This is a genomic window from Microbacterium sp. 2MCAF23 (assembly GCF_052115565.1).
Classification (GTDB): Bacteria; Actinomycetota; Actinomycetes; order Actinomycetales; family Microbacteriaceae; genus Microbacterium.
In genome coordinates this window covers 18728-41502 of sequence record NZ_JBFRGY010000007.1, presented here as the reverse complement: position 1 = coordinate 41502, position 22775 = coordinate 18728, and the positions used below count along the sequence as shown (strand labels likewise).

The 22775-nt window shown below is 70.1% G+C and carries 19 protein-coding genes, 1 tRNA gene and 1 pseudogene; 17 read left to right on the top strand and 4 right to left on the bottom strand.

Translation table 11 applies throughout. From position 1 onward, the window contains the following. Positions 1 to 52: 52 nt before the first annotated feature. Positions 53 to 1420 (bottom strand): DNA repair protein RadA, encoded by a 1368-nt coding sequence (gene radA / locus AB4078_RS08930; protein ID WP_440734137.1) that lies wholly within the window; start codon positions 1418 to 1420, stop codon positions 53 to 55. 117 nt (positions 1421 to 1537) lie between these two features. Here radA and AB4078_RS08925 point away from each other — a divergent pair, with 117 nt between their 5' ends. The 8 genes and pseudogenes from AB4078_RS08925 (at position 1538) to cydC (ending at position 10929) form a co-directional block, all read left to right on the top strand. Then, positions 1538 to 2770 carry a molybdopterin molybdotransferase MoeA gene (locus tag AB4078_RS08925; RefSeq protein WP_441976818.1) on the top strand — a complete coding sequence of 411 codons (1233 nt, stop codon included), beginning with the start codon at positions 1538 to 1540 and terminating at the stop codon, positions 2768 to 2770. A 5-nt stretch (positions 2771 to 2775) separates the two neighbouring features. Further along, positions 2776 to 3549 (top strand): molybdenum cofactor guanylyltransferase, encoded by a 774-nt coding sequence (gene mobA, locus AB4078_RS08920; protein ID WP_441976817.1) that lies wholly within the window; start codon positions 2776 to 2778, stop codon positions 3547 to 3549. Further along, entirely contained in the window at positions 3549 to 3821 is a 273-nt protein-coding gene (locus tag AB4078_RS08915) for a DUF6457 domain-containing protein (RefSeq protein WP_440734134.1), read from the top strand. Before mobA ends, AB4078_RS08915 begins: the two co-directional genes overlap by 1 nt. Before the next feature lie 150 nt (positions 3822 to 3971). Continuing rightward, positions 3972 to 4712, top strand: coding sequence for a helix-turn-helix transcriptional regulator (locus tag AB4078_RS08910; RefSeq protein ID WP_441976816.1), 741 nt, complete (start codon positions 3972 to 3974; stop codon positions 4710 to 4712). Further along, on the top strand, positions 4699 to 6111 hold the full coding sequence (locus AB4078_RS08905; protein WP_441976815.1) for a cytochrome ubiquinol oxidase subunit I: 1413 nt from the start codon (positions 4699 to 4701) through the stop codon (positions 6109 to 6111). The genes AB4078_RS08910 and AB4078_RS08905 overlap by 14 nt, the downstream gene beginning before the upstream one ends. A gap of 14 nt (positions 6112 to 6125) precedes the next feature. Then, positions 6126 to 7151, top strand: coding sequence for a cytochrome d ubiquinol oxidase subunit II (gene cydB, locus AB4078_RS08900; RefSeq protein ID WP_441976814.1), 1026 nt, complete (start codon positions 6126 to 6128; stop codon positions 7149 to 7151). 139 nt (positions 7152 to 7290) lie between these two features. Next, positions 7291 to 8967 (top strand): annotated as a pseudogene (cydD, locus tag AB4078_RS08895) (thiol reductant ABC exporter subunit CydD); the annotation flags it as partial. A gap of 291 nt (positions 8968 to 9258) precedes the next feature. Next, entirely contained in the window at positions 9259 to 10929 is a 1671-nt protein-coding gene (cydC, locus tag AB4078_RS08890) for a thiol reductant ABC exporter subunit CydC (protein WP_441976936.1), read from the top strand. 55 nt (positions 10930 to 10984) lie between these two features. On the opposite strand, the gene AB4078_RS08885 is transcribed toward cydC, so the two are convergent. Further along, positions 10985 to 11356 (bottom strand): DUF4406 domain-containing protein, encoded by a 372-nt coding sequence (locus AB4078_RS08885; RefSeq protein ID WP_441976813.1) that lies wholly within the window; start codon positions 11354 to 11356, stop codon positions 10985 to 10987. Between the two features lie 47 nt (positions 11357 to 11403). On the opposite strand from AB4078_RS08885, the gene AB4078_RS08880 reads away from it, so the two are divergent. From AB4078_RS08880 to AB4078_RS08865, 4 genes are all read left to right on the top strand, one after another. Then, positions 11404 to 12159: a DeoR/GlpR family DNA-binding transcription regulator gene (locus AB4078_RS08880; protein ID WP_441976812.1), complete on the top strand. Its 756-nt coding sequence runs from the start codon at positions 11404 to 11406 to the stop codon at positions 12157 to 12159. A gap of 123 nt (positions 12160 to 12282) precedes the next feature. Further along, a complete protein-coding gene (locus AB4078_RS08875) occupies positions 12283 to 13335 on the top strand; it encodes a hypothetical protein (protein WP_441976811.1) in 1053 nt (350 codons plus the stop codon). Positions 13336 to 13432: 97 nt separating this feature from the next. After that, a tRNA-Ser gene (locus AB4078_RS08870) sits at positions 13433 to 13523 on the top strand. Positions 13524 to 13679: 156 nt separating this feature from the next. Further along, positions 13680 to 14276 carry a hypothetical protein gene (locus AB4078_RS08865; RefSeq protein WP_441976810.1) on the top strand — a complete coding sequence of 199 codons (597 nt, stop codon included), beginning with the start codon at positions 13680 to 13682 and terminating at the stop codon, positions 14274 to 14276. An 84-nt stretch (positions 14277 to 14360) separates the two neighbouring features. Here AB4078_RS08865 and AB4078_RS08860 read toward each other — a convergent pair whose 3' ends face one another. Together AB4078_RS08860 and AB4078_RS08855 are read right to left on the bottom strand one after the other, a co-directional pair. After that, positions 14361 to 14981: an NUDIX domain-containing protein gene (locus AB4078_RS08860; RefSeq protein WP_441976809.1), complete on the bottom strand. Its 621-nt coding sequence runs from the start codon at positions 14979 to 14981 to the stop codon at positions 14361 to 14363. Between the two features lie 29 nt (positions 14982 to 15010). After that, positions 15011 to 15154, bottom strand: coding sequence for a 3-keto-5-aminohexanoate cleavage protein (locus AB4078_RS08855; protein ID WP_441976935.1), 144 nt, complete (start codon positions 15152 to 15154; stop codon positions 15011 to 15013). Between the two features lie 9 nt (positions 15155 to 15163). On the opposite strand from AB4078_RS08855, the gene AB4078_RS08850 reads away from it, so the two are divergent. The 5 genes from AB4078_RS08850 to AB4078_RS08830 all read left to right on the top strand — a co-directional run bounded on the left by AB4078_RS08850 (position 15164) and on the right by AB4078_RS08830 (position 22679). Next, on the top strand, positions 15164 to 15349 hold the full coding sequence (locus AB4078_RS08850) for a hypothetical protein (protein ID WP_441976945.1): 186 nt from the start codon (positions 15164 to 15166) through the stop codon (positions 15347 to 15349). Positions 15350 to 15391: 42 nt separating this feature from the next. Further along, positions 15392 to 16090, top strand: a complete 699-nt coding sequence (locus AB4078_RS08845; protein WP_441976808.1) for an alpha/beta fold hydrolase — start codon at positions 15392 to 15394, stop codon at positions 16088 to 16090. Positions 16091 to 16287: 197 nt separating this feature from the next. Then, positions 16288 to 16788, top strand: a complete 501-nt coding sequence (locus tag AB4078_RS08840) for a hypothetical protein (RefSeq protein WP_441976807.1) — start codon at positions 16288 to 16290, stop codon at positions 16786 to 16788. A 301-nt stretch (positions 16789 to 17089) separates the two neighbouring features. Next, positions 17090 to 20527 carry an immune inhibitor A domain-containing protein gene (locus AB4078_RS08835; protein WP_441976806.1) on the top strand — a complete coding sequence of 1146 codons (3438 nt, stop codon included), beginning with the start codon at positions 17090 to 17092 and terminating at the stop codon, positions 20525 to 20527. Between the two features lie 214 nt (positions 20528 to 20741). Continuing rightward, the gene (locus AB4078_RS08830; RefSeq protein WP_441976805.1) at positions 20742 to 22679 is read left to right on the top strand and encodes a potassium transporter Kup; all 1938 of its coding nucleotides are present in this window, start codon (positions 20742 to 20744) and stop codon (positions 22677 to 22679) included. Positions 22680 to 22775 lie beyond the last annotated feature (96 nt).

Here is a 22775-nt window from a genome sequence, read left to right as displayed (position 1 = left end):
GGGCGATCCGTCAGAACGCTCGTGACCGCCCCTCAGAACGGGTGACGGCCCGTCAGAATGCGGGGACCTCGTCGTCGAGGCGGCGCGGCGCCCGGTGCGCCTTGACGTCGCCGAGCGCCCCGCGCAGCGTCGCCGAGCGGTCGTCGATCACATGCGCATAACCGAGCCGGGCCGCCTCCGAGCGACGCTGGGACGCCTGGGTGACCGGGCGCACCTCGCCGGCCAGGCTCAGCTCGCCGACCGCCGCGAGCGTGCGCGGCACGGCGTTCTCCGTGAGGGATCCGGCCACCGCGATCGCGATCGCCAGGTCTGCTGCGGGCTCGATGAAGCGCACTCCGCCGACCGTGGAGACGTACACGTCCTTGTCGCTGGTCTTGATGCCGGCCCGGCGTTCGAGCACCGCGAGCACCATCGCCACGCGTGACGAATCGAGACCGTTCACGACGCGTCGGGGATTCGGGGCCTGCGTGGGGATGGTGAGAGCCTGCACCTCGACCGGCATCGCACGCCGGCCCTCCAGCGCGATCGCGACGCACGTGCCCGGCTCAGGGCGACCGCGGGAGAGGAACAGGCTCGACGGATCCGGCACCTCGGCGATCCCGGATCCGGTCATCTCGAAGCAGCCGACCTCGTCGGTCGGGCCGAACCGGTTCTTCAGCGCCCGGATGAACCGCAGTGAGGTCTGCCGATCGCCCTCGAAGTGGCAGACGACGTCGACGAGATGCTCGAGCACGCGGGGACCGGCGACCGACCCATCCTTGGTGACGTGCCCGACGATGACGATCGGGAGATCCCGCTCCTTCGCCACCCGGATGAGGGCCGACGCGACCTCGCGCACCTGCGCGGGCTGGCCCGCGGCGCCGTCGGAGAGGGCGGAGGCCACGGTCTGCACGGAGTCGACGATCACGAGCTCGGGCGAGACCTCGTCGATGTGGCCGAGGATCGTGCCGAGATCCGTCTCGGCCGCGAGATACAGCTCGTCGTGGAGGGCACCGGTGCGCTCGGCGCGCAGCCGGACCTGGGCCGTGGACTCCTCGCCGCTCGCGTAGAGCACCCGCCGGCCGGCGCGGGCGGCCGCGGCGGCCACCTCGAGCAGCAGCGTGGACTTGCCGACCCCGGGCTCGCCGCTCAGCAGGATCGCCGCCCCGGGCACGATGCCGCCGCCGAGCACGCGGTCGAACTCGGCGACCCCGCTCGAACGCCGAGGCGACTCCTGCGACGTGAGCGAGGTGATGGGGCGCGCTCGCCGAGCGGCCGCGGGGGTCGTGGCCTCGACCCGGCGCACGATGCCGGTCTGCGCGGCCTGCTCGGTCACGGTGCCCCACTGCTGGCACTCGCCGCACCGGCCGACCCACTTCGCGGTCGTCCAGCCGCACTCGGTGCAGACGTACGCGGGTGCGGTGGGTTTCCGGGAGGCCATGCAGCAAGGCTAGCCGGGGGTGCAGACAGTGCCCGCCGTCTCGAGCCGCCGCCCTCCCAGGGGCGGCACCGGTAGCCTCGAACCACACACCGACTCGATCGCCTTGAGGGAGCGCGCATGAGCCACGGCACCACCTTCCGCACGGTCGAGGAGCAGCAGGAACGGGTGCTCGCCGCCGTGCGTCCCCGCCTTGCCGAGACGGTCGCCGTCGACCGGGCGGGCGGGTCCACGCTCGCCGTCGACGCCACGGCGGTGAACCCGGTGCCCGTGTTCGACAACTCCGCGATGGACGGCTTCGCCGTGCGCTTCGCCGATGTCGCGGGCGCCTCGGAGGACATGCCCGTCACGCTGCAGGTCACGGCGGATCTGCCGGCCGGGAGCCCCGAGGATCCGCCTCTCGCCCCGGGCTGCGCCGTGCGCATCATGACCGGATCCGCGCTGCCCACCGAGGCCGACACGATCGTGCCCTTCGAGGACACCGCCGGCGGGCTCGCGGACTCGCTGCAGACCGCCGTCGTGCAGCGCGCTCCGCGCGCGGAAGGCGCGCACGTGCGGCGAGCCGGGAGCGATGCTGCGGCGGGAGCGATGGTGCTGCCCGCCGGTACGCTGCTCGGGCCTCGCCAGCTGTCGGCGCTCGCGTCGGTCGGTATCGCCGAGGTGCAGGTCGCGCCGCGTCCGCGCGTGGCCGTGGTGTCGACCGGATCCGAGCTGGTGCCGCCTGGGACGCCGCTGCAGCGCGGGCAGATCCCCGAGTCGAATGGAGTGCTGCTGGCCGGTCTCGCCGCCCAGGCCGGGGCGGAGATCGTGCTGCGCGAGGTCGTCGGCGACGAGGGCGACGGGCCCGCCGAGGCGGCCGCCCGGGCCGCAGCGCTCGGCGCAGATGTCGTCATCTTCTCCGGCGGGGTGAGCGCTGGGGCGTACGAGGCCGTGCGACTGAGCATGGGCGAGGCGATGGAGTTCGTCGCCGTGGCGATGCAGCCCGGCAAGCCGCAGGCGTTCGGAGTGACCGCCGAGGGCATGCTGCTGTTCGGGCTGCCGGGCAACCCTGTCAGCGCCGCGGTGTCGTTCGAGACCTTCGTGCGCCCGGCGCTGTTGCGGTTGCAGGGTCGGGATGAGGTCCTCCGTCCTGTGCGGCGCATCCCGGCGGGCGCTGCCTGGCGCACTCCGCCGGGGCGGCGCCAGTACCTGCCCGCCGTGATCGTCGACGGCACGGTCGTGCCGGCGGCGCGCGGCGGGTCCGGCTCGCACCTCACCGTCGGTCTTGGCGGCGCGACGGCTTATGCCGTGGTGCCGGCCGAGGTGTCGGAGGTGGAGATCGGCGACCTCGTCGACGTGCTGGAGCTGGGCTGAGCGCCATGTCGGCGCCCGGCTCCGACTCGACGCCCCTCGGTGCGGTCGTGCTCGTGGGCGGTCGCGCCCGGCGCATGGGCGGTGCGGCCAAGCACCTGCTCGAGCTCGGCGGTTCCACGCCGTGGGACCGCACGCTCGTCGCGCTGGCGGCGCACGGGATCTCTCCGATCATCGCGGTGGGGCCCGCGCCCGCCGACGGCCGGCTGGCGGATGCCGCGGCCGTGCCCGTCGTCACGTGGGTGCGAGAGGATCCGCCGTTCGGAGGCCCCGTCGCGGCGCTCGCTGCGGCACTGTCCCGCCCCGAGCTCGACGACGCAGCGGAGTTCCTGCTCCTCGCGGGAGACCTCGCGCACCCCGAGGCCGTCGTCGCCCGCCTGGCGGAGAAGAACCCCGTGGTCACGGACCCCGCCGAAACCGACGCCGACACCGAGGCTTCGCTGGTCGCGGATTGCGGTTCTAAGCCTCGCGAAGCCGCAATCTGCGACCAGCGAGCAGAAGGGCAACGCGCGCACGTCCCGCATCCGACCGACGCTGTCGTGTTCCGGGCCGGTGAGCACCCGCAGTGGCTCGCCGGGAGATACCGCGTGGCCGCCGTGCGTGCCGCGCTCGCCGCGTTCGGCGAGGTGGACGGCGCCTCATGCCGCGCTGTGCTCGGCGGTCTTCCGATCCGGTGGATCGCGGACGAGGATGGGACCACCGCCGACATCGACACCCCCGCCGACCTCGAACGCGCTCGCGCCGACGCCGCCGGATCCGCCGCACGATCAGAGGAGCCCTGATGACCCCGAACGACCGCACCCTCCCGCCGGAGGCGCTCGACGAGTGGGCGGCCGAGCTGCGCGAGCGGTTCAACCTCGCCGAAGAGGACCTGCCGATCGCCCTGATCCTCGACCTCGCCCGTGACGTCGCGAACGGCGTCGCCCGCCCGGCCGCCCCGTTCAGCGCGTTCGTCGCCGGCCTCGTGGCCGGCCGCGCGGGCGGAAGCCCCGGTGACGTGCGCGCGGTGGTGGCTGCGATCTCCGAGCTCGCCCTCGCCCACCGCACTGACTGACCTCGGGCGACCCCGGGCCGGATCCGGTGGGCTGAGCGCCGGAGCCGGATCCGGGATTCGTATGGTCCTGATCCGAACCTCCTATCGCGCGCGGCATTATTCACGGCCGAAGTCCCCATGTCCGGCCGGAGCCGATGCGAGTATGGAGCCATGGCCAGCGCCGGGCCCGTCTGCGGGCCGATCTCCAGCTATTCGCGCGTGCGGATCCTGCACCTGCTCTTTGAAGCAGGCACCTCGCAGGCGCGTCCGCATCGCACGATCGGCGAGCTGTGCGAGGCCACCGCGCTGCACCCCAACACCGTGCGTGAGCACCTGCAGCGCCTGATCGAGGGCGGCTACGTCGTGCCGACCACCGAGCACCGCACGACGCGCGGGCGCCCGCGCGTGCTCTACAGCGCGGTCACGGGCGCGCCCGAGGCCTCCAGCCCGGTCGCCAAGCAGAAGGCCGACGACGCCGCACGCCGCGGTGACCTGCTGCGCCGCGTGCTGCAGACCGGCCCCTCCATGCTCGGCGAGCAGGCGGTGTATCAGCTCGACGCGCTCGTCGAGCACCTCGAGGAGAGCGGCTTCGAACCCGTCATCGACGAGGACAGCCTCACCGTCGAACTCACCCCGTGCCCGCACGCCGCCGCCCGGCCGGAGCACCGCCCGGTGCTCTGCCAGGTGCACCTCGGCCTCATGCAGGGCGTGCTCGCCCAGGCCGGCGGGCCGCTGACGGCGCGCTGCGTGCGCTCGGTGACGCGGCCGGAGGAGTGCACGGTCGAACTGGATCGCACCGGGCTCGGCCACCCTGATGCCGGGAATGCCGGGAACAGGTCGAGAGGCACGGCAGAATTCGACCTCAGAGCAGGATCCGCGAACACAGGAGGCCCCGCGCATGGATTGGCTTGATCCGCTCGTCCTGTCCCGTTGGCAGTTCGGACTGACGACCGTCTACCACTACCTGTTCGTGCCGCTCACGATCGGCATGGCCACCGTCACCGCGATCTTCCAGACCGCGTGGGTGCGCACCGGCAAGATCGAATACCTGCACCTGACCCGGTTCTTCGCGAAGATCTTCCTCATCAACTTCGCCATGGGCGTGGTGACCGGGATCGTCCAGGAGTTCCAGTTCGGCATGAACTGGTCGGACTACTCCCGCTTCGTCGGTGACGTGTTCGGCGCCCCGCTCGCGTTCGAGGGACTGCTCGCGTTCTTCCTCGAGGCGACCTTCATCGGGCTGTGGATCTTCGGCTGGGACAAGCTGCCGAAGAAGGTGCACCTTGCCACCATCTGGGGCACAGCTCTCGGCACGATCCTCTCGGCGTACTTCATCATCGCCGCGAACGCGTTCATGCAGAACCCGGTCGGGTACACCTTCAACGAGGCCGCCAACCGCGCCGAGCTCACCGACTTCTGGGCGCTGCTGACCAACAAGGTCGCGCTCGCCGCGTTCCCGCACACGATCTTCGGCGCGTTCATGCTCGCCACCGGCGTCGTGATCTCGGTCTCCGCCTGGCACCTGTCCCGCGGGCAGCATGTCGACACCATGCGGAAGTCGCTCAAGTTCGGACTCTGGGGGATCCTCGTCGCCACGGCCGGAGTGCTCCTCTCCGGCGATCAGCTGGGACTCGCGATGGTGAGCACCCAGCCGATGAAGATGGCCGCGGCCGAGGCGATGTTCAATTCGAGCTGCGGAGCCGATGCCTCGTTCTCGCTGTTCTCGATCGGTACGCCCGATGGCACGGGCGAGATCTGGTCCCTGCGCGTGCCGTATCTGCTCGCGTTCCTGTCGACGCACGACCTGAACGGCTGCGTCGAGGGGATCAACGACCTGAACGCGCAGTACGCGCACGAGTTCGCCGCGACGGGGCTCACCGAGTTCAACCCGGTGCTGTGGATCACGTACTGGGCGTTCCGCTGGATGATCGGCCTCGGCATGCTGCACGCGTTCGTCGCGCTGGTGGGCCTGTGGATCACCCGCAAGAACGCCAAGCGCGAGCCCGCGCAGTGGATGTGGAAGATCGCGATCTACTCGTTCCCGCTGTCGCTGGGTGCGAACATCGTCGGCTGGGTCTTCACCGAGATGGGCCGGCAGCCCTGGATCGTGTTCAGCCTGATGACGACCAAGAACGGCGTCTCGCCCGGGGTGAGCGGCGTCGAAGTGCTCATCTCGCTCATCTCCTTCACCGCGATCTACGCCGCGCTCGCGGTCGTGGAGGTCGGACTCATCGTCCGCGCCGCCAAGAAGGGGCCCGACACCACCGAGAAGCACGACGAGGACGCTCCCGTCCCGTCGGTCGTGTACTGAAGAAGGAGACGGACATGGATCTCGCCACGCTCTGGTTCTGGATCGTCGCCCTGTTCTTCGTGGGCTACTTCGTGCTCGACGGCTTCGACTTCGGCGTCGGGATGTCACTGCCCTTCCTCGGCAAGGACGACGTCTCGCGCCGCCAGGTCATCAACACGATCGGCCCGGTCTGGGATCTCAACGAGACCTGGGTGATCGTCGCCGGCGCCTGCCTGTTCGCGTCGTTCCCCGAGTGGTACGCGTCCCTGTTCAGCGGCTTCTACCTGCCGCTGCTGCTGATCCTGCTGGCGCTCATCCTGCGCGGGGTGTCGTTCGAGTACCGGCACCAGCGCGACGATGTGCGCTGGAAGCGTCGCTTCGACACCATGATCGTGATCGGATCCGCTGTCCCCGCGCTGCTGTGGGGCGTCGCGTTCGGCAACATCGTGCAGGGCGTGGCGCTGGATGAGAAGCACGTCTTCCGCGGATCGGTGTTCGACCTGCTGAACCCGTACGGGCTGCTCGTGGGCGTCACCACGCTGCTGCTGTTCTTCCTGCACGGACTGTACTTCGTGGCGCTCAAGACCGACGGCGTCGTGCACGAGCGGGCCCGCCGCGTGGCGCGCCTGGCCGCGCTGCCGACAATCCTCGCTGCGGCCGGGACCGTGGTGTGGACGATCGTCATCGCGGCGGGTCGCCCGTCCCTGCTCTGGGCCGTGATCGCGCTCGGCGCCGTGGCCGCGGTGTTCCTCATCGTGTCGGTGGTCTTCTCGCTGCGCGGCCGTGACGGCTGGGCGTTCGCCGCCGGGGTCATCACGATCCTCACCGCCGTGCTCATGCTGTTCTCCGCGCTGTTCCCGAACGTGCTGCCCTCCACGATCGACCCCGCGAACTCGCTCACGATCCAGAACGCGTCCAGCACGCCGTACACGCTGCAGATCATGAGCTGGACCGCGCTCGTGGCAATGCCGCTCGTCCTCGCCTACCAGGCGTGGACCTACTGGGTGTTCCGCAAGCGGGTGCGCCGGTCGACGATCGAGGCCGCCCCCGCGCACGCATGAGCCCCCTGTCGTCCCGGCGCCGACCCGCGACGTCGCCATTTGCAGGACACGGTGACGGGTGCGCGATCAGAAGTGCGGATCCGTCCTGCATCCGCGCTCGGGTGCTGCATCCGTCGCGCGTGTTCGCGGAGCGGATCCGATGAAGCCGATCGATCCGCGGCTGCTGCGGTGGGCGCCCGCCGCGCGGACCTACCTCGCGGTCTCGGCGGGCATCGCGCTCCTGCAGACCGCGGTCACGATCGCGTTCGCGGGGCTGCTCGCCGCGGGGATCACGGACGTGGCCGGCGGGCGCTCGCCTCTCGGCCACGTGCCGTGGCTCGCGCTCGTGGTGCTCGCGCGCGCGGTGCTGCTGTGGGTGTCGGAGGCGTGGGGCGCCCGCGCCGCCGCGCAGGCCGGGCGCGAACTGCGGGCGGCGCTGCTCGATGCGATCTCCCGGCGAGGGCCGGCCTGGCTCGGCACGCGCAACCGCGCCGCGCTCGCGGTGACAGCGGGGCACGGTCTCGACGCGCTGGATCCCTACTTCTCCCGGTACATCCCGCAGCTCGTGCTCACCGCGATCGCGACGCCGATCATCGTCGCCGTGATGTGGTGGCAGGACTGGCCGAGCGGTCTCGCGGCGCTCGTCACGCTGCCGCTCATCCCGCTGTTCCTCATCCTCATCGGCATCGCCACCCGCGGCGTGCAGCGCAGGCAGCTGCAGGTGCTGCACACACTCGCGGCGCGCTTCGCCGACACCGTGCAGGGCCTCGCCACGCTGCGCCTGTTCGGCCGGGAACGCCGCGCGGCGGCCCGGATGCGCGAGACCGCCGACCAGTACCGCCGCGAGACCATGCGCGTGCTGCGGTATTCGTTCCTGTCCGGCTTCGCGCTCGAGCTGCTGTCGTCGCTCGCGGTGGCGATCATCGCGGTCTCGGTGGGGTTGCGGCTGCTGGGCGGCGAACTGAGCGTCGGCGTCGGACTGTTCGTGCTGCTGCTGGCACCCGAGGCGTTCCTGCCAGTGCGCCAGGTCGGGGTGCAGTTCCATGCCGCCGCCGAGGGCGTCGCCGCGACCGAGGACGTCTTCGAGGTGCTGGAGGCGGATCCGGCGGCCCCGTCCGGCGTTCAAAGCGCGCACTTTGCTGCAGACCGGCCCGGAATCCAGCCATCTGCGCGCTGTGAAACGGAAGCGGCGATCCGGCTGGTCGTCGATGGGGTCGCGGTGCGGCACGGAGCGCACGTACTCGCTCCGGTCTCCTTCACCGCGGAACCGGGCACCGTGACGCTCCTCGAAGGACGCAGCGGATCCGGTAAGACGAGCCTGCTCGCGGCGCTGCGCGGCGCTGCGGCGTACGACGGGACCGTCGTGGTCGAGGGCGCGGCAGTGCACGACGGCGCGGGTGTGCTGGTGCGCGACGGGGGGTTCACGCTCGACGGCGCAGCGGATCCGGATCCGATCAAATGGCTCGCCTGGGCCGGCCAGCGCCCCGGGCTCATCCGCGGCACGATCGCCGCGAACGTCGCGCTCGGCGACTCCGTCCCCGACCTCGCGCGCGTGCGGTCGGCGCTCGCCGACGCCGCGGCGTCGGACCTGGATCCGGTGCAGGAGCTCGGCGTGCAGGGCGTCGGGCTCTCCGGTGGCCAGGCGCAACGCGTCGCCGTGGCCCGTGCGCTGTACCGGCTCGGATCCGGTGCGCGCGTGCTCGCCCTCGACGAGCCGTCGAGCGCCCTCGACGCCGTGACCGAGCAGCGGCTGTGGGCTGCGCTGCGTCGTGCCGCCGACGACGGGGCGACGGTGCTGCTGGTCTCGCACCGGGAGTCGGCCCGCGCCATCGCCGACCAGGTGGTGCGGATCGGCGACGACCCCGCGGCCGCACACGCCGGCTCGATCGATTCGGCTGATGCACCCGTCGCCGACTCCACCAATGCTCAGGTCGCACTTTCTGCTCTTCCGCACCCCCGGGAACAGCAGAAAGTGCGACCTGAGCAGGGTGGCGTGGCCACGTCTGTCGACGGCGCGGCCGCATCCGGCATGGGCGCGCCCGAGCCGCCAGCGCCCGAGTCGGCAGCGCTCGAGGCGACCGCGCACGCCGCGGCCGCGTCGACAACGTCCGCGGCGGATCCGGATCCGATCCCGGATCTCCCGGCCTCCGTCGGGGGGATCCTCCGCCTCGCCATGCCCCGGACGCGACGGTTCCTGCCCGCGATCCTCGCCGGGATCGTGTCGGCCGCGGCCGCGGTCGGCCTGCTGCTCGTGAGCGGGTGGCTCATCGTCACCGCGTCGCTCGTCGACAACCTCGTGCCGCTCTCGGTCGCGATCGTCGGGGTGCGGTTCTTCGCCGTGACCCGCGCCGTCACCCGGTATCTGGAGCGCCTTACCGGGCACGACGCCGCGCTCGGCCGCCTCGCGGACCTGCGGGCGGCCGTCGTGCGCCGACTCACCCCGCTGGCCCCCGCGGGACTCGGATCCACCGACCGTGGCTCTGTGCTCGCCGCGCTCGTCGACGACGTGGAGAACCTGCAGAACCTGCCCCTGCGCGTCGTGCAGCCGCTGCTGACCGGAGGCGTCGTCGCCCTCGTCTCGATCGGCGTCCTCGCCGCCATCGCCCCCGCGGCGGCCCTCGCGCTCGCGGTCTGCCTGGTCATCGCCGTCGCGGGAGCGGTCGTGCTCGGCGGCATCGCCGGAGGCCGGGCCGAACGCGCGCTCAGCCGCGACAGGGCGGAGCTCGCCGCAGCCCTGGTCGACGAGCTCACCGCCCTCGACGTGCTCCAGGCCTACGGGGCTGAAGCCATCGCGCGCGATCGGATCCGCGCCGCCGACGACGCGCTGCGGCGCGCGACCACCCGGGCCGCGGTCGCGCAGGCGCTGTCCTCGGCGGTCGTGTCACTGGCGGCGGGCGCCGCCTCGATCTGGGCGCTCGCGGTTGCGGCGCCGGGGCAGCCCGGAGGCGCGGTCGACGCGCCCTGGTTCGCGGTCGCCGTGCTGCTGCCCATGGCGGTGTTCGACGTGTTCTCGGCCGTGCCGCAGGCCGCCTCGGCGTGGCGCGGTGTGCGTGCCGGTGCGGAGCGGATCCATGCGCTGCTGCCCGCGACGCTGCCCGCCGAGGTGCGCGGCGACGAGGGCGAGGGGCGCCTCGACAATGGTGCGCTGCGCCTGCGCGGCGTGACCACGTCGTGGCCGGGTGCCGGGGCGTCGACCCTGCGCGACCTCGATCTCGATGTCGCGCCGGGGGAGCGCATCCTCGTCACCGGATCCAGCGGCGCCGGCAAATCCACGCTCGCCGCCGTGCTGGTCGGCTTCCTGCGCTTCGGCGGCTCGTATCGCATCGGTGGAGCGGACGCGGGCCGGGTAGCGGGCCCGGAGCTGCGCCGCCACGTCGGACTGTGCGAGCAGGATCCGATGCTCTTCGACGAGGACATCCGGCAGAACCTGCTGTTCGCCCGTGAGGCCGCGACCGATGCCGAGCTGATCGCCGTGCTCGACCGGGTCGGCCTCGGCGCCTGGGTGCGGGAACGCGGCGGGCTCGACGCGCGGGTGGGGGAGCGCGGCGCCCTCGTGTCCGGCGGGCAGGCGCAGCGCATCGCGCTGGCGCGGGCGATCCTGCGCGGATTCGGAGTGCTCGTGCTCGACGAGCCCACAGCCGGGGTGGATCCCGACGCATCCGATGCGCTGCTGCGCGACCTGCTGGGCGCCGCCGGATCCCAGACCGTCGTGCTCATCTCGCACGTGGAGCCGCCGGCCGGCACGATCGACCGTGCGGTCCGGCTCGACGCGGGACGGATCCTGCCCGTCGGCTCCTGAGCCTTCGGGGTCCGGCCGCCCCGCGCCGAGCGCGGAGAGCGCGGGAAGTGCGGGATCAGGCGGCGATCCCCGGGACCTCCTCGAGGCGGCGGTACACGGGGATCCCCCGACCCTCCGCGATCGCGACGTCCTGATCTGCTCCACGGGATTCGCCGGGCAGGCGCAGCACCGCATCGCAGTGCTGCAGCAGTCGCTCCGCGGTCGGATACATCACCTCGGCGGCGAGCGGGTCGCCCGGGCCGGTCGCGCCGGCACTGGACAGCACGGGGAGGGCGACCCACTCGCCGATCATCGGGATGTGCCCGGCGCGGAAGATCGGCCAGGCCGCCTCCTCGAGCCGGGCGAGGTTCTGCGCCATAAGGGCGGGGTCGCCGCCGGTGCCCGACGCGTAGGGACCGGCGATGAGAATCATGAGTGGCTTCGTCATATCGGGTACAATACAGCAGAAACGTGCATAAACATGAAGGAGTCGGAATGCTGGCTGCCGCGCGCAAGGAAATGCTGCTCGAGCGACTGCACCGTGACGGCAGGATCGTCGCGAAGGACGTCGCCGCCGAGCTGGGGTTGTCGGAGGACAGCATCCGCCGCGACCTGCGCGAGCTCGACGCGGCGGGCCTCGCCGTGCGGGTCTACGGCGGGGCGCTCCCGGCCTCGCCCGCTGTGGTCGACTACGGGCGGCGCGCCGTCGTGGCCCCCGACAGCAAGGCCCGGGTCGCGGCGACGGCCGCCGCCCTCATCGGCCCGGGAATGACGGTGATCCTCGACGGTGGCACCACGACGCTCGCGATGGTCGCCGAGATCCCGACCGCGCTGCCGTGCACGATCATCACGCACAGTCCCACGATCGCCGCTGCGCTGCTCGACCATGCCGCGGACGTGTTCCTCATCGGCGGGCAGCTGTTCAAGCACTCCGCCGTGGCCTGCGGGGCGGCGGCCGTCGAAGCCGCGCAGCGGATCAGCGCCGATCTCTTCTTCCTCGGCGTCACCGGCGTGCATCCGACGGCGGGCCTCACCACGGGGGATGCGGACGAAGCGGCGATGAAGCGCGCCCTCGCCTCACGGGCCGCGGAGACGTACGTGCTGGCGAGTGAGGACAAGATCGGGACGGCGTCGCGGTACGGGGTGCTGTCGCTCGACGAGATCGCCGGCGTGGTGGCGGACGCGGATCCGGCGGATCCGACCCTCCGAGATCTCGCCGCCGCAGGGGTCCGGCTCATCGCAGCGGGCTGACGCGGTTACGGGTCCCTGAGGCGGGATCCGGGCAGGAGCAACTCGAGCGTCGCGGGAGGCTCCGGGCTGTGCGCAACGAAACCGTGCAGAACCGTCGATGGTGATCGTCCTACGCTTTCAGGCATGACGAACCCCCGCGGAGCGCTGCTGGTCGGCAGCGTGAACTACGACGACGCCGAGACCACGATGCGCACCGCCGCCGGGATCCTCGGGCCGCAGCTTCGGCGCATTCCGGACGGCGAGGTCGGAATCCGGTTCCACTGGATCATGTTCCAGCCCGACGTGCTGGGCCAGGCGGAGGGGATCGAACGCGTGGGCGCCGAGCGGGTCCCGTTCGGCGCGGGGCTCGACGCACGGCCGCTGCGGATCGGCGACGGTGTCGACGCGGCCGCGATGGTGCTGCCTCCGCTCGGCTATGCGGCTGCGGCGCTCGCCTCGTACGAGGTCTTCTGCCGACTGCGCGAGGAGGGCGCGATCGCCCAGGGCGTGCGCTTCCAGGTGTCGCTGCCCACGCCGCTCGCCGTGATCTCGTCCTTCTTCTCCGGCGAGGACCGGGTCGCGATCGAGCCGGTCTACACCACGGCGATCCGTCGCGAGCTCGCCGAGATCCTCGCCGCGATCCCGCATGAGGATCTCGCGATCCAGTGGGACGTGGCCAGCGAGATGGGCATCATCGAGCGTGCCGCCGGTTACGGCAAGGTCATGGAGGCGTGGTGGCCCGGCGACCCGTTCGACGGGCTCGTCCAGCGGCTGGCAGCCCTCGTCGACGCCGTGCCTGCCGACGTCGAGGCCGGCGTGCACCTCTGCTACGGCGACGCCGCCGAGAAGCACTTCTTCGAGCCCGCCGACGCGGCGAACCTGGTCCGCTACGCGAACGCCGTCGCGGCGACAGTCGACCGCCCGCTCACCTGGCTGCATCTGCCTGTGCCGATCGAGCGCGACGACGACGCGTACTTCGCCCCGCTCGACGCGCTGGCCGTGGGGGAGAGTACCGAGCTGTACCTCGGCCTCGTGCATCGCGAGGACGGGCCCGAGGGTGCTCGGCGCCGCATCGCTGCGGCTGCTGCGCACGCCCCCTCGTTCGGCGTTGCGACCGAGTGCGGCATCGGCCGCGCCCCGGCCGGATCCACCGAGGGGATCCTGCGCACCCACGCCGAGGTCGCCGAGGGCTGGTGACCCGATGCGGCGCGCACCAGCGCGATCGTGTCGACGACGCGCCGGGTCGGATCCCCTCGATTCGCGCTCGATCCCGCCGTCGCGTATGCTTTTCCGCGGTGACGTGTCCGAGCGGCCGAAGGTGCAACTCTCGAAAAGTTGTGTAGGGTAACCCCCTACCGTGGGTTCAAATCCCACCGTCACCGCCATTGAAACCCCCGAGAAATCGGGGGTTTCTTCGCTCGTAGGTGCCATGTGAGTGTGCCAGCTGCGGATGCAAGCGAGAGCGAAATGCCCGGAGGTCAGCAGTGTCAGCTCTGCCGTGTTCTCCTTGTTTCGGGGTGCGATAGGGCTACTTTGGCGGAATGCGGCTGCTTCGGATTGCATTCCTTACATCGCTCGGTCTGGTGGCGCTCGGCATTCTCGGCGTCGCGGCCGGAATAGTGACTCTGGGAATCATGTATCCCGCCGGCAACCCGGCGCTGACGACTCCTCCACCCCTCTTGTCGGTCGCGGCCGGTGCCTTCGCCGCCGGTGCTGTGGCCGCCCTCAGCTTGAGTGCCGTGCTTCGCTCTCGACAGTTGGCTGCACACCCACGCCCGAGTTCAACCGGCGACGCCGCAGCTTCGCATGAAGCGCGCCCCGCAGATGTCTCTTCGCTCGTGGCAGAGTTCCGCCCGATGGCGATCGGCGTCTCGCGAGGTGCCCTCCCGACGAGCTCCAGCATCCCCGGTGTGCAGCGGCTCGGGATCTATCCCGACGGCCTGGAGATGCGCACTCTGTTCGGTCGCACCTGGGTCGATCGTCATCGCATCGTGGGAGTGCATCGCCTGCCAGGCGGGTTCCGGGTCATCTGGGACGATGCCGGCACCAGATGCAGCGCAACCCTCAGCACGTGGTTTGGAATGAAGCCGATCATCTCGGCATTGGAAAAGGCAGGCTACCGCGTCGACATCGATTGACTCACCTGGCTGCATCGCATCCTCGCGAAAGGTCGTCAGCGCCGTCCGAGCAGCTGATCGAACGCAAGCGGTGATGTCGTGGCTCTAGCTCACAGGCGGGACGATGTCGGCACAGCACGACAGGAGGCCGTCCCCGTTCTCTAGCTCGGAGGCGACGATGGCGGACGGCGCAACGCCGCCGCCACGAGGCTCGACTTCGGGGTGTTGCACATCGCGTGCATCGTCGTGAGGGTTCAGCGTCTCCGAAGCCGCCGTTGGCGTGGGCGAGCGCGCGGTCTGCCTCGGGCTCGTGAGCCCAGCCCGCGGGATGTCCACGTAAGAGTCGTCGAACGGCCGCCAGGCCACAGGGATCACCGAGCCGTCAGACTCCATGAGGGTGCCGCCTTCCGCTGCTGGTGCTGGCTCCAACTTGCCCGAGTACAACGCGACGATCTCATGACCGAGTTCACCATTGAGATGAAAGATGTTCTCGACCGTGCGTAGATAGGTGAGGTCGAGGATGCGGGCGCCGAGTTCCTCATCCACCTCGCGCACGATCGCCTCGCGGTGCGTTTCTCCCAGTTCGACGCTGCCACCGATCAAGCGGTGATAGCCCAGCGGGTTCTCACGTGATGGAGCATTGACGCTGACGAGATGATGATCGCCGTGAACGCTTGGGGCGATGAGCATGGCCTTCACCCTGATGTAGGAACGATCAACAGGCATGGGTCAATCATCCGGGATTTCGCATCACGTCATCGAAGTCGCATCGCCGCCCTAACGAGCTCGGCGTTGTCGGCTGCCAGAGTCCCGTTCGGAAGCACCGGCGTGTCCTCCAGGCCTGTGCGGACCCAGTGGCCGAGCGGAAGCGTCCGATGGATCACCGCCCACGACGCCACGCCGTCACCGTGATGGACGTGCTGCAGATCGATGCCTGCTGCCACGAGGACGGCTTCGATCGCCGCGGGGTGCGCGACCGCGGCATCGGGATCAGCGTCGAGAGGCTCGACCATCACGCGCGTGAAATCGCGTGCGATCCCGTGCCGCACGAACTCCTGAGGGAGCGGCTTCCCATGGCCGGCATCCGCGACTAGCCTTTGGCGAGGTCCCGCAGGCGGGCAGGAGGTGGCGCTCTGATGACGACGTTCGTGCTGATCCACGGCGCCGGCGACGTCGGGTGGCATTTCCATCTGGTCGCGGCGGAACTCCGCGCCAGAGGCCACGATGTCGTAGCGCCCGACCTGCCTGCCGATGACGAGTCCCTGAGGCTCTCCGACTATGCCGACGCCGTGGTCGAAGCCGTGGGGGACCGCCGCGACCTGGTGGTCGTCGGCCACTCCTTCGGCGCCTTCACGGCACCGCTGGTCGCCGAGCGCGTGCCTGTCGACGTGCTGGTGCTGCTCGCCGGCATGGTGCCGGCACCGGGGGAGCCGCCGGAGCGGTGGTGGGAAGACCTCGGGTACGAATCCGCCGTTGCGGAGCAGGCGGAACGGGACGGCGGGCTGACCGGGAGCGCCGATCCCTTCATGGCCTTCTATCACGACGTTCCCCGGGAGCTGGCGGCCGAGGCCCTCAGTCGCGAACGGGCGCACCCGTCGAGCACGACGTTGGCCGAGCTGTGGCCGATGGCGGCCTGGCCTGAGGTGCCCACCCGGTTCGTGCTGTGCCGGCAGGATCGCGTGCTGCCCGCCGACTTCCTCCGCGGGGTGGTCCGCGAGCGCCTTGGCATCGAGCCGGACGAGATCGACGGCAGCCACTGCGTGGCGTTGAGCCGTCCCGCCGCACTCGCCGACGCGCTGGAGCGGTGCGCGACGAACCCCGCAGCGCCGTCCTGACGCAAGAAGATCCACGACTCCAGCGGTCCCGGTGAACGTGCCATGTCGTCCATGTCTCGGTGCGGTCACGATCGCGCCGGATCCGCCGACCTGGTCCGAACCTATGCATCAGCTCGGAATAGGGTGGAAGGCAATCATGGCTGTCGCGCCCGTTCCGGACCGGCAGCCACATCTATGGAGAGACCGGAGAGCTCAACATGAACAAGGCAACCCTGACCCGCATCGGCGGCCTCGCCGCGGCGATCGCCCTCACCGCCACCATGACCGCCTGCTCGGGCGGCCAGAGCGTGGCCGACGCGTGCAAGATCGCCAACACCGAGATGACCAAGGCCACCTCGAGCGTCTCGAGCGACGTCAGCTCGGCCATGCAGAAGGCCACCACCGGTGAGAAGGTCGACTTCGCCGAGATCTTCGCCCCCGTGCAGAAGGGGCTCGAAGAGGCCGGCAAGAAGGTCACCAACGAGACCGTGAAGGCGCCGCTCACGGCCTTCGCGACCGAGTTCAAGAGCTTTGTCAAGGTCTTCGACGGCTTCGAGATGCCCGACATGAAGAACATCGACGCCACCGACCCGGCCGCGATGGACAAGCTCAAGGAGGCGCAGACCAAGGTCGAGGAGATCTCCACCAAGGCTCAGGACGCCAGCGCCAAGCTCACCGAGCAGGGCAAGAAGCTGCAGGAGATCTGCAACAAGGGCTGAACTGCTCTCGGCGCACGCCGAACGCCTCAACAAGGGCGCCGCTCGGACACTCCGGCGGCGCCCTTTGCCGTCGTTCGAGAATCCCTCCGCCGAGCGGATGATCGTGGCAGCCGAGGAGCCCGTCGTTCCGGAGGGAGTGCGGCGCACCGTTCGCGATTTCGGCGCATGCGCTTCTTTTTCAGGCGATTCTCTTCCCTTGCATAGGATTTTCACGGTATTCCTGAATCTTGTGTGCGCCAGATCGGCGCATGACGGACGCATTGCCCGGGAACCGTCGTGGCGATGCCTGGAGGGAGATTCGATGTCAGAGAAGAGCGCTCGCGTACGACGACGTGCAGTGGCGACGACTTCGGCGTTCGTGCTCGCCGCCGCTGGGGTGGCGACGTTCGGGGCCGTCCCCGCGAGTGCGGCGCCGCCCAGCGCAGCGCCGACGAGCACCCAGGTGGTGGGCGCAAGCTCCGCCTCGGCAGCGAGAGGCACTGTGGGCAAGAGCGGCGCCAGCGATCACTACATCAACTACGTGGCTCCTCGGGCCGAGGCGTTCACCGACGCGTCTGACGACCAGGCGGTCGCCGACCTGGGGGGCGGCGCGAGCGCGCGGAAGGCGATCAGCGACGCCGCGTTCGAACGGGCCAAGGAGAACGACCAGAAGCACGCTCAGGGCAACCCGGTCGCGGCCGAGCAGCTGGCCAAGACCGAGGCCGAGGCGGTGCAGACCGGCGAGAGCCCGAAGAACCTCAAGCATGCCGACAGCACGCAGCAGGCGAAGCTCCTGACGATCCTCGTCGAGTTCGACGGCACGGAGGACTTCTCGGGCCTGCAGGTGCCGACCGGTTTCGGGGCGACGGACTGCAAGGCGGGCGACGTGCAGGGACCGACGCTGCACAACAACATCCCGGATCCCGCGGGCGCGGCCCACAAGGACAACAACACCATGTGGGTCCCTGACTTCTCGAGCGACTTCTACAACAGGATGCTCTTCTCCGATGAGGGCATCACCGAGCGGGTCCGCACCGATCTGACGGGCCCGGACGGCCAGCACGGCTTCGACATCTCCGGTCACACGATGAAGAAGATGTACGAGGAGATGTCGCGCGGCGCCTACTCGCTCTCCGGCGAGGCGACGGCCTGGGTCAAGGTCCCGCACTCCGAGGGGTACTACGGCGCCACAGTCTGCCACCTCAACCCCGCGACGGGCACCTACGAGGCCGGACCCATGCAGGACATGCAGGGCCACCCCGACAACCCGCTCGGCCCCGGCCAGCTGCCGATCGACGCGGTGGCGGCGCTCGCGCAGCAGAACCCGGACTTCCCCTGGGCCGACTACGACATCGAGGATCAGGGCGACCGCGACGGCGACGGCAACGTCCACGAGCCCGACGGCATCATCGACCACGTCGTGCTCGTGCACGCGGGCGAGGACAAGTCCGGTGGCGGCGGCAAGGAAGGTACCTACGCGGTCTGGGCGCACTCGTCCGACGTCGCGGGCGGAGCCACGATCCCCGGCACCGACTTCACCATTCAGAACTACATCGTCCAGCCGGAGAACTCCGGCGTCGGCGTGTTCGCCCACGAGTACGGTCACGACCTGGGTCTTCCGGATCTGTACGACACCTCGAACGCGGGCAACTCCGACATCGACTTCTGGGACCTGATGAGCTCCGGCTCGCACTCCGGTCCGATCTTCCAGTCGATGCCGACCCACATGGGCATCTGGGACAAGTGGGTGCTCGGATGGCTCGACCCGCTGGAGATCAACCCGGGCGACGGCACCAAAACCGTCAAGGTCGGCCAGGCTTCCCGTCCCGCCAAGGGCACGGAGGACGGCGTCAAGATCAACCTGCCCGACAAGCGGATCACGCTCGCCGAGCCGCACAGCGGATCCGAGATGTGGTATTCGAACGCCGATCAGGACTGGGCGGACGCGCAGCTGAAGCGCTCGATCGACAACGTGCCCGCCGGCGCGACCTTCTCGATGTGGAACGACTACGTCATCGAGGAGGACTGGGACTTCGGCTTCGTCGAGGTCTCGACCGACGGCGGATCCACCTGGACCGAGCAGAAGGTCTACGACGAGTCCGGTGCGCTCGTCTCTACGGATGACGGCTACAGCGACCCGAACGGGCGGATGAAGGACTTCGGCAACAAGAAGTACGGACTCACCGGTTCCACGGACGGCTGGCGTCACGATCACATCGACCTGTCGGCGTACGCCGGTCAGAGCATCCAGGTGCGTCTGCGCCAGGCGACCGATGCGGCCTACGAGGATCGCGGCTGGTTCTCCGACGACTTCGCCCTGACGGCCGGCGGCGCCGACGTCTGGACCGATGACGTGGAGTCCGGCGACAACGGCTGGACCGCGACCGCAGGCACGTTCACCGACACCACGGGCGCGGGCTGGGTGCGCGACACCGGTACGCAGGTCAAGGCGCAGTACTACCTGGTCGAGTGGCGCAACTTCGACGGCTTCGACGAGGGCCTGAAGTACGGCTACACGACGGTGTACAGCGACGAAGGATGGAAGGTCGAGAAGGTTCCGTACAACGCGCCCGGCGCGCTGGTCTGGTACCGCGACACCGCCTACGGCGACTCGAACCAGGTCACCTCGAACCTGACCAACCTGCCGAGCTACGGTGCGAAGGGCGGCCTGCTCCTCGTGGACAGCCACTTCGACCCGCTGCGTCGTACGGGGGCTGCGGCCGAGATGGATCCGTCCGTGACGAAGAACATCTCCAGCCGTGCGCAGTCGTCCAACGCCGCGTTCGGTCTCACGCCCACCCTGCCGTTCAAGGACTGCCTGGTGGACGTGGACTTCAACGAGGCCTGCACCGACTTCGCGGCCCAGACGCCGGTGAAGTCCTTCACCGACGACCAGGGTTGGGTGGCCGGACTGGAGGTCCGCGACGGTCAGCTGTTCAACCGTCTGCGCGACGCCTCGGTGGTCGTGCCCTCGGTCGACGGCGCGCCGTACAGCACGCGCGTCGTCAATCCGGACGGCACCCCGGCGACCGATCTGTACGGTCATGACCTCGGGTTCACCACGCTCGGCACCGGCAACCCCGCGGACGCGGGCGTCGGCTACGGCACCGTGGTCACCGTGAAGAAGTCGTTGCAGAACAACACGGCTGCGCTCCTCACGGTCCGCGCCCCTCTCTCCGAGGATCCGGCGAAGCCGGACGCACCGGCGATCACGTCGCCGGCGAACGGTGCGAAGCTCGACGAGGCGCCCGCCGCCGTCAGCGGCACAGGGCTGCCCGGGGCGGATGTGGTCGTCACGCTCGATGGCGTGGAGATCACGGCCAAGGCGCTAGCCCCCGCTGCCGCCAAGGCGGCCGCCGCGGACGAGGGGGCGGAGGCGACGGTCGTGGGCGACGACGGCTCCTGGTCCGTCGCGTTGCCGAGCACGGTCGCCACGGGATCGCACACGATCTCCGCCGTGCAAACATACGGCGGTGTCAGCAGTGATGCCGCGGAGAGCACCTTCGTCGTGGCGGACGTCGTGACGCCGACGCCGACGCCGACTACGCCGGGCGGCGACCCCGGCACCGGTGGCAATGGCAGCGGCAGTGGCAACGGCAACGGCAAGGGAAACCTGGCCACCACCGGTCTCAACGGCGATGCGCTGCTGACGACCGGCATCATCGGCGGAGTGCTGGTGCTTCTCGCCGGCGCCTTCCTGGTGATGTCCCGCCGACGCCGGCATCTTGAGGGCGACACGACGGCCGATCCGATGAGCTGATCGGACCGTCAGGAACGTTCCGGAGGCCGGTCCCGATGTCCACATCGGGACCGGCCTTCCGTCGCTCGCCGTGGCCGGCACTGCGGCGTTCGGCGCGAGTGATCACGTCGGTGCTCTCGGCCTATGACGATCTCGTGAGGCCGCCTCGGCGCGCACCGTGAGGATTCCGTGAGGAGCGCCCGGTGGCGCGGGAATCCGGCCCTAGGCTTCGTCTGTGAACAGCCAGGCCGTGATCGACCAGAAGGCGCCCGTCGCCGGCAGGAGCCCGCTCCGCCTCGCCCTCGTCATCGGCGCCCTCGGCGTCGTCTTCGGCGACATCGGCACCAGCCCGATCTACGCCCTGCAGACGGTGTTCAACCCGGAGGATCCGCACCCGATCCCGCTCACGACGGAGAACCTGTACGGGGTCGTCTCGCTCATCGTATGGTCGGTGATCCTGATCGTCACGATCACCTACGTGCTGCTCGCGATGCGGATGGACAACGACGGCGAGGGCGGCATCATGGCGCTGCTGACTCTGCTGCGGCGCTGGGCGCCGAAGGGGCGCACGCGCACGGTGGCGATCCTGTCGGGTCTTGCCGTGCTGGGCGCCGCGCTGTTCCTCGGCGACAGCATGATCACCCCCGCCATCTCGGTGCTCTCGGCCGTCGAGGGTCTGAAGACCATCAATCCGGGCCTGGAGGAGTGGATCGTCCCGATCACCGCCACCATCCTGCTGGTGCTGTTCCTCATCCAGAAGCTCGGCAGCTCCGTGGTCGGCCGGTTGTTCGGACCGATCATGGCGGTCTGGTTCGTGGTCATCGGGGTGCTGGGGGTCGGCGGAATCATGCGCGATCCGCAGATCCTGCTCGCGCTGCTGCCGACCTATGCGATCCAGTTCATGGTGGGACACTTCGACATCGCGTTCTTCGCACTCGCCGCCGTGGTGCTGTCGGTCACCGGCGCCGAGGCGCTCTACGCCGACATGGGCCATTTCGGCCGCAAGCCGATCTCGTTCGCGTGGCTGTTCCTGGTCTTCCCGGCGCTGGCCCTCACCTACCTCGGCCAGGGCGCACTGCTGCTGGAGGACAAGGCGAACATGTCGGCGCCGTTCTTCCTGCTCGCGCCCGAATGGGGCCGGATCGCGCTCGTGGTGCTGTCCACCGTGGCGACGGTGATCGCCTCGCAGGCGGTGATCTCCGGCGCGTTCTCCGTCGCCGCGCAGGCCTCGGGGCTCGGGTACCTCCCGCGGCTGCGCGTGACGCACACCTCGTCCGAGACCCACGGGCAGATCTATGTGCCGTGGATCAACTGGCTGCTGATGGTGTCGGTGATCACCCTGGTGTTCGTGTTCCGCACGTCGGCCTCGCTCGCGTTCGCCTATGGGATGGCGGTCATCGGCACGATCACGATCACGACGCTGCTGTTCTTCTACCTGGCGCGCCGGCGGTGGAAGACCCCGCCCTGGATCCTCGTGATCGGCGCCGTCGTGCTGCTCTCGGTCGACCTGCTGTTCTTCGCCGCCAACGCCACCAAGTTCACGCACGGCGCCTGGCTGCCGCTCGCGATCGGCCTCGCCGCGTTCACCGTCATGACGACCTGGCAGCGCGGGCGCGCCCTCATCACCGCGCGCCGTACGGAGGCGGAGGGGTCGCTCGCCGACTTCGTGAGCAACCTGCGCACGCACCCGAAGCTCATCGACCGGGTGCCGGGGACCGCGATCTTCCTCAACCCGGGTGGTTCGACGACGCCGCTCGCCCTGCGCGCCAACGTGGAGCACAACCACGTGCGCCACGCGCGCGTGATCATCCTGTCCGTCGACATCCAGAACGTGCCGCGCGTGCCGCAGACCAAACGCTGCACGGTCGACGACCTCGGGGATCCGACCGACGGCATCCTGTACATCTCGGCACGGTTCGGCTATGCCGAGAACCCGGATCTGCCCCGCGCACTGCGCAGCATCCCGCCGCACAAGACGCAGGGCTGGCTGGATCTGGACAACGCCACGTACTTCCTGTCGAAGATCGAGCTGCGCGAGGGACGGCGCGGCGGCATGGCGCGGTGGCGCAAGCGGCTCTTCCTCGCGGCCTCGCACATCACGACCGATGCGAGCGACCACTTCGGCCTGCCGCGCGACCGGGTGATCGTGATGGGGTCGCAGATCGAGCTGTAGGTCTGCAGGTCCTGGCGCCGAGGCTGTTCGGTGGTCGCATATTGCGGCCATCCGCACCGCGAAGCCGCAATACGCGACCAGTGAACCGAATGGCGC

What these genes read in the sequence shown, in the direction of transcription:
- AB4078_RS08865 (WP_441976810.1), top strand. Translation starts at nt 13,680, where the DNA reads ATGCGGCTGCTTCGGATTGCATTCCTTACATCGCTCGGTCTGGTGGCG.
- mobA (WP_441976817.1), top strand. Translation starts at nt 2,776, where the DNA reads ATGTCGGCGCCCGGCTCCGACTCGACGCCCCTCGGTGCGGTCGTGCTC.
- AB4078_RS08925 (WP_441976818.1), top strand. Translation starts at nt 1,538, where the DNA reads ATGAGCCACGGCACCACCTTCCGCACGGTCGAGGAGCAGCAGGAACGG.
- AB4078_RS08845 (WP_441976808.1), top strand. Translation starts at nt 15,392, where the DNA reads ATGACGACGTTCGTGCTGATCCACGGCGCCGGCGACGTCGGGTGGCAT.
- AB4078_RS08840 (WP_441976807.1), top strand. Translation starts at nt 16,288, where the DNA reads ATGAACAAGGCAACCCTGACCCGCATCGGCGGCCTCGCCGCGGCGATC.
- cydB (WP_441976814.1), top strand. Translation starts at nt 6,126, where the DNA reads ATGGATCTCGCCACGCTCTGGTTCTGGATCGTCGCCCTGTTCTTCGTG.
- radA (WP_440734137.1), bottom strand. Translation starts at nt 1,420, where the DNA reads ATGGCCTCCCGGAAACCCACCGCACCCGCGTACGTCTGCACCGAGTGC.
- AB4078_RS08835 (WP_441976806.1), top strand. Translation starts at nt 17,090, where the DNA reads ATGTCAGAGAAGAGCGCTCGCGTACGACGACGTGCAGTGGCGACGACT.
- AB4078_RS08860 (WP_441976809.1), bottom strand. Translation starts at nt 14,981, where the DNA reads ATGCCTGTTGATCGTTCCTACATCAGGGTGAAGGCCATGCTCATCGCC.
- AB4078_RS08905 (WP_441976815.1), top strand. Translation starts at nt 4,699, where the DNA reads ATGGATTGGCTTGATCCGCTCGTCCTGTCCCGTTGGCAGTTCGGACTG.
- AB4078_RS08915 (WP_440734134.1), top strand. Translation starts at nt 3,549, where the DNA reads ATGACCCCGAACGACCGCACCCTCCCGCCGGAGGCGCTCGACGAGTGG.
- AB4078_RS08875 (WP_441976811.1), top strand. Translation starts at nt 12,283, where the DNA reads ATGACGAACCCCCGCGGAGCGCTGCTGGTCGGCAGCGTGAACTACGAC.
- AB4078_RS08885 (WP_441976813.1), bottom strand. Translation starts at nt 11,356, where the DNA reads ATGACGAAGCCACTCATGATTCTCATCGCCGGTCCCTACGCGTCGGGC.
- AB4078_RS08910 (WP_441976816.1), top strand. Translation starts at nt 3,972, where the DNA reads ATGGCCAGCGCCGGGCCCGTCTGCGGGCCGATCTCCAGCTATTCGCGC.
- AB4078_RS08880 (WP_441976812.1), top strand. Translation starts at nt 11,404, where the DNA reads ATGCTGGCTGCCGCGCGCAAGGAAATGCTGCTCGAGCGACTGCACCGT.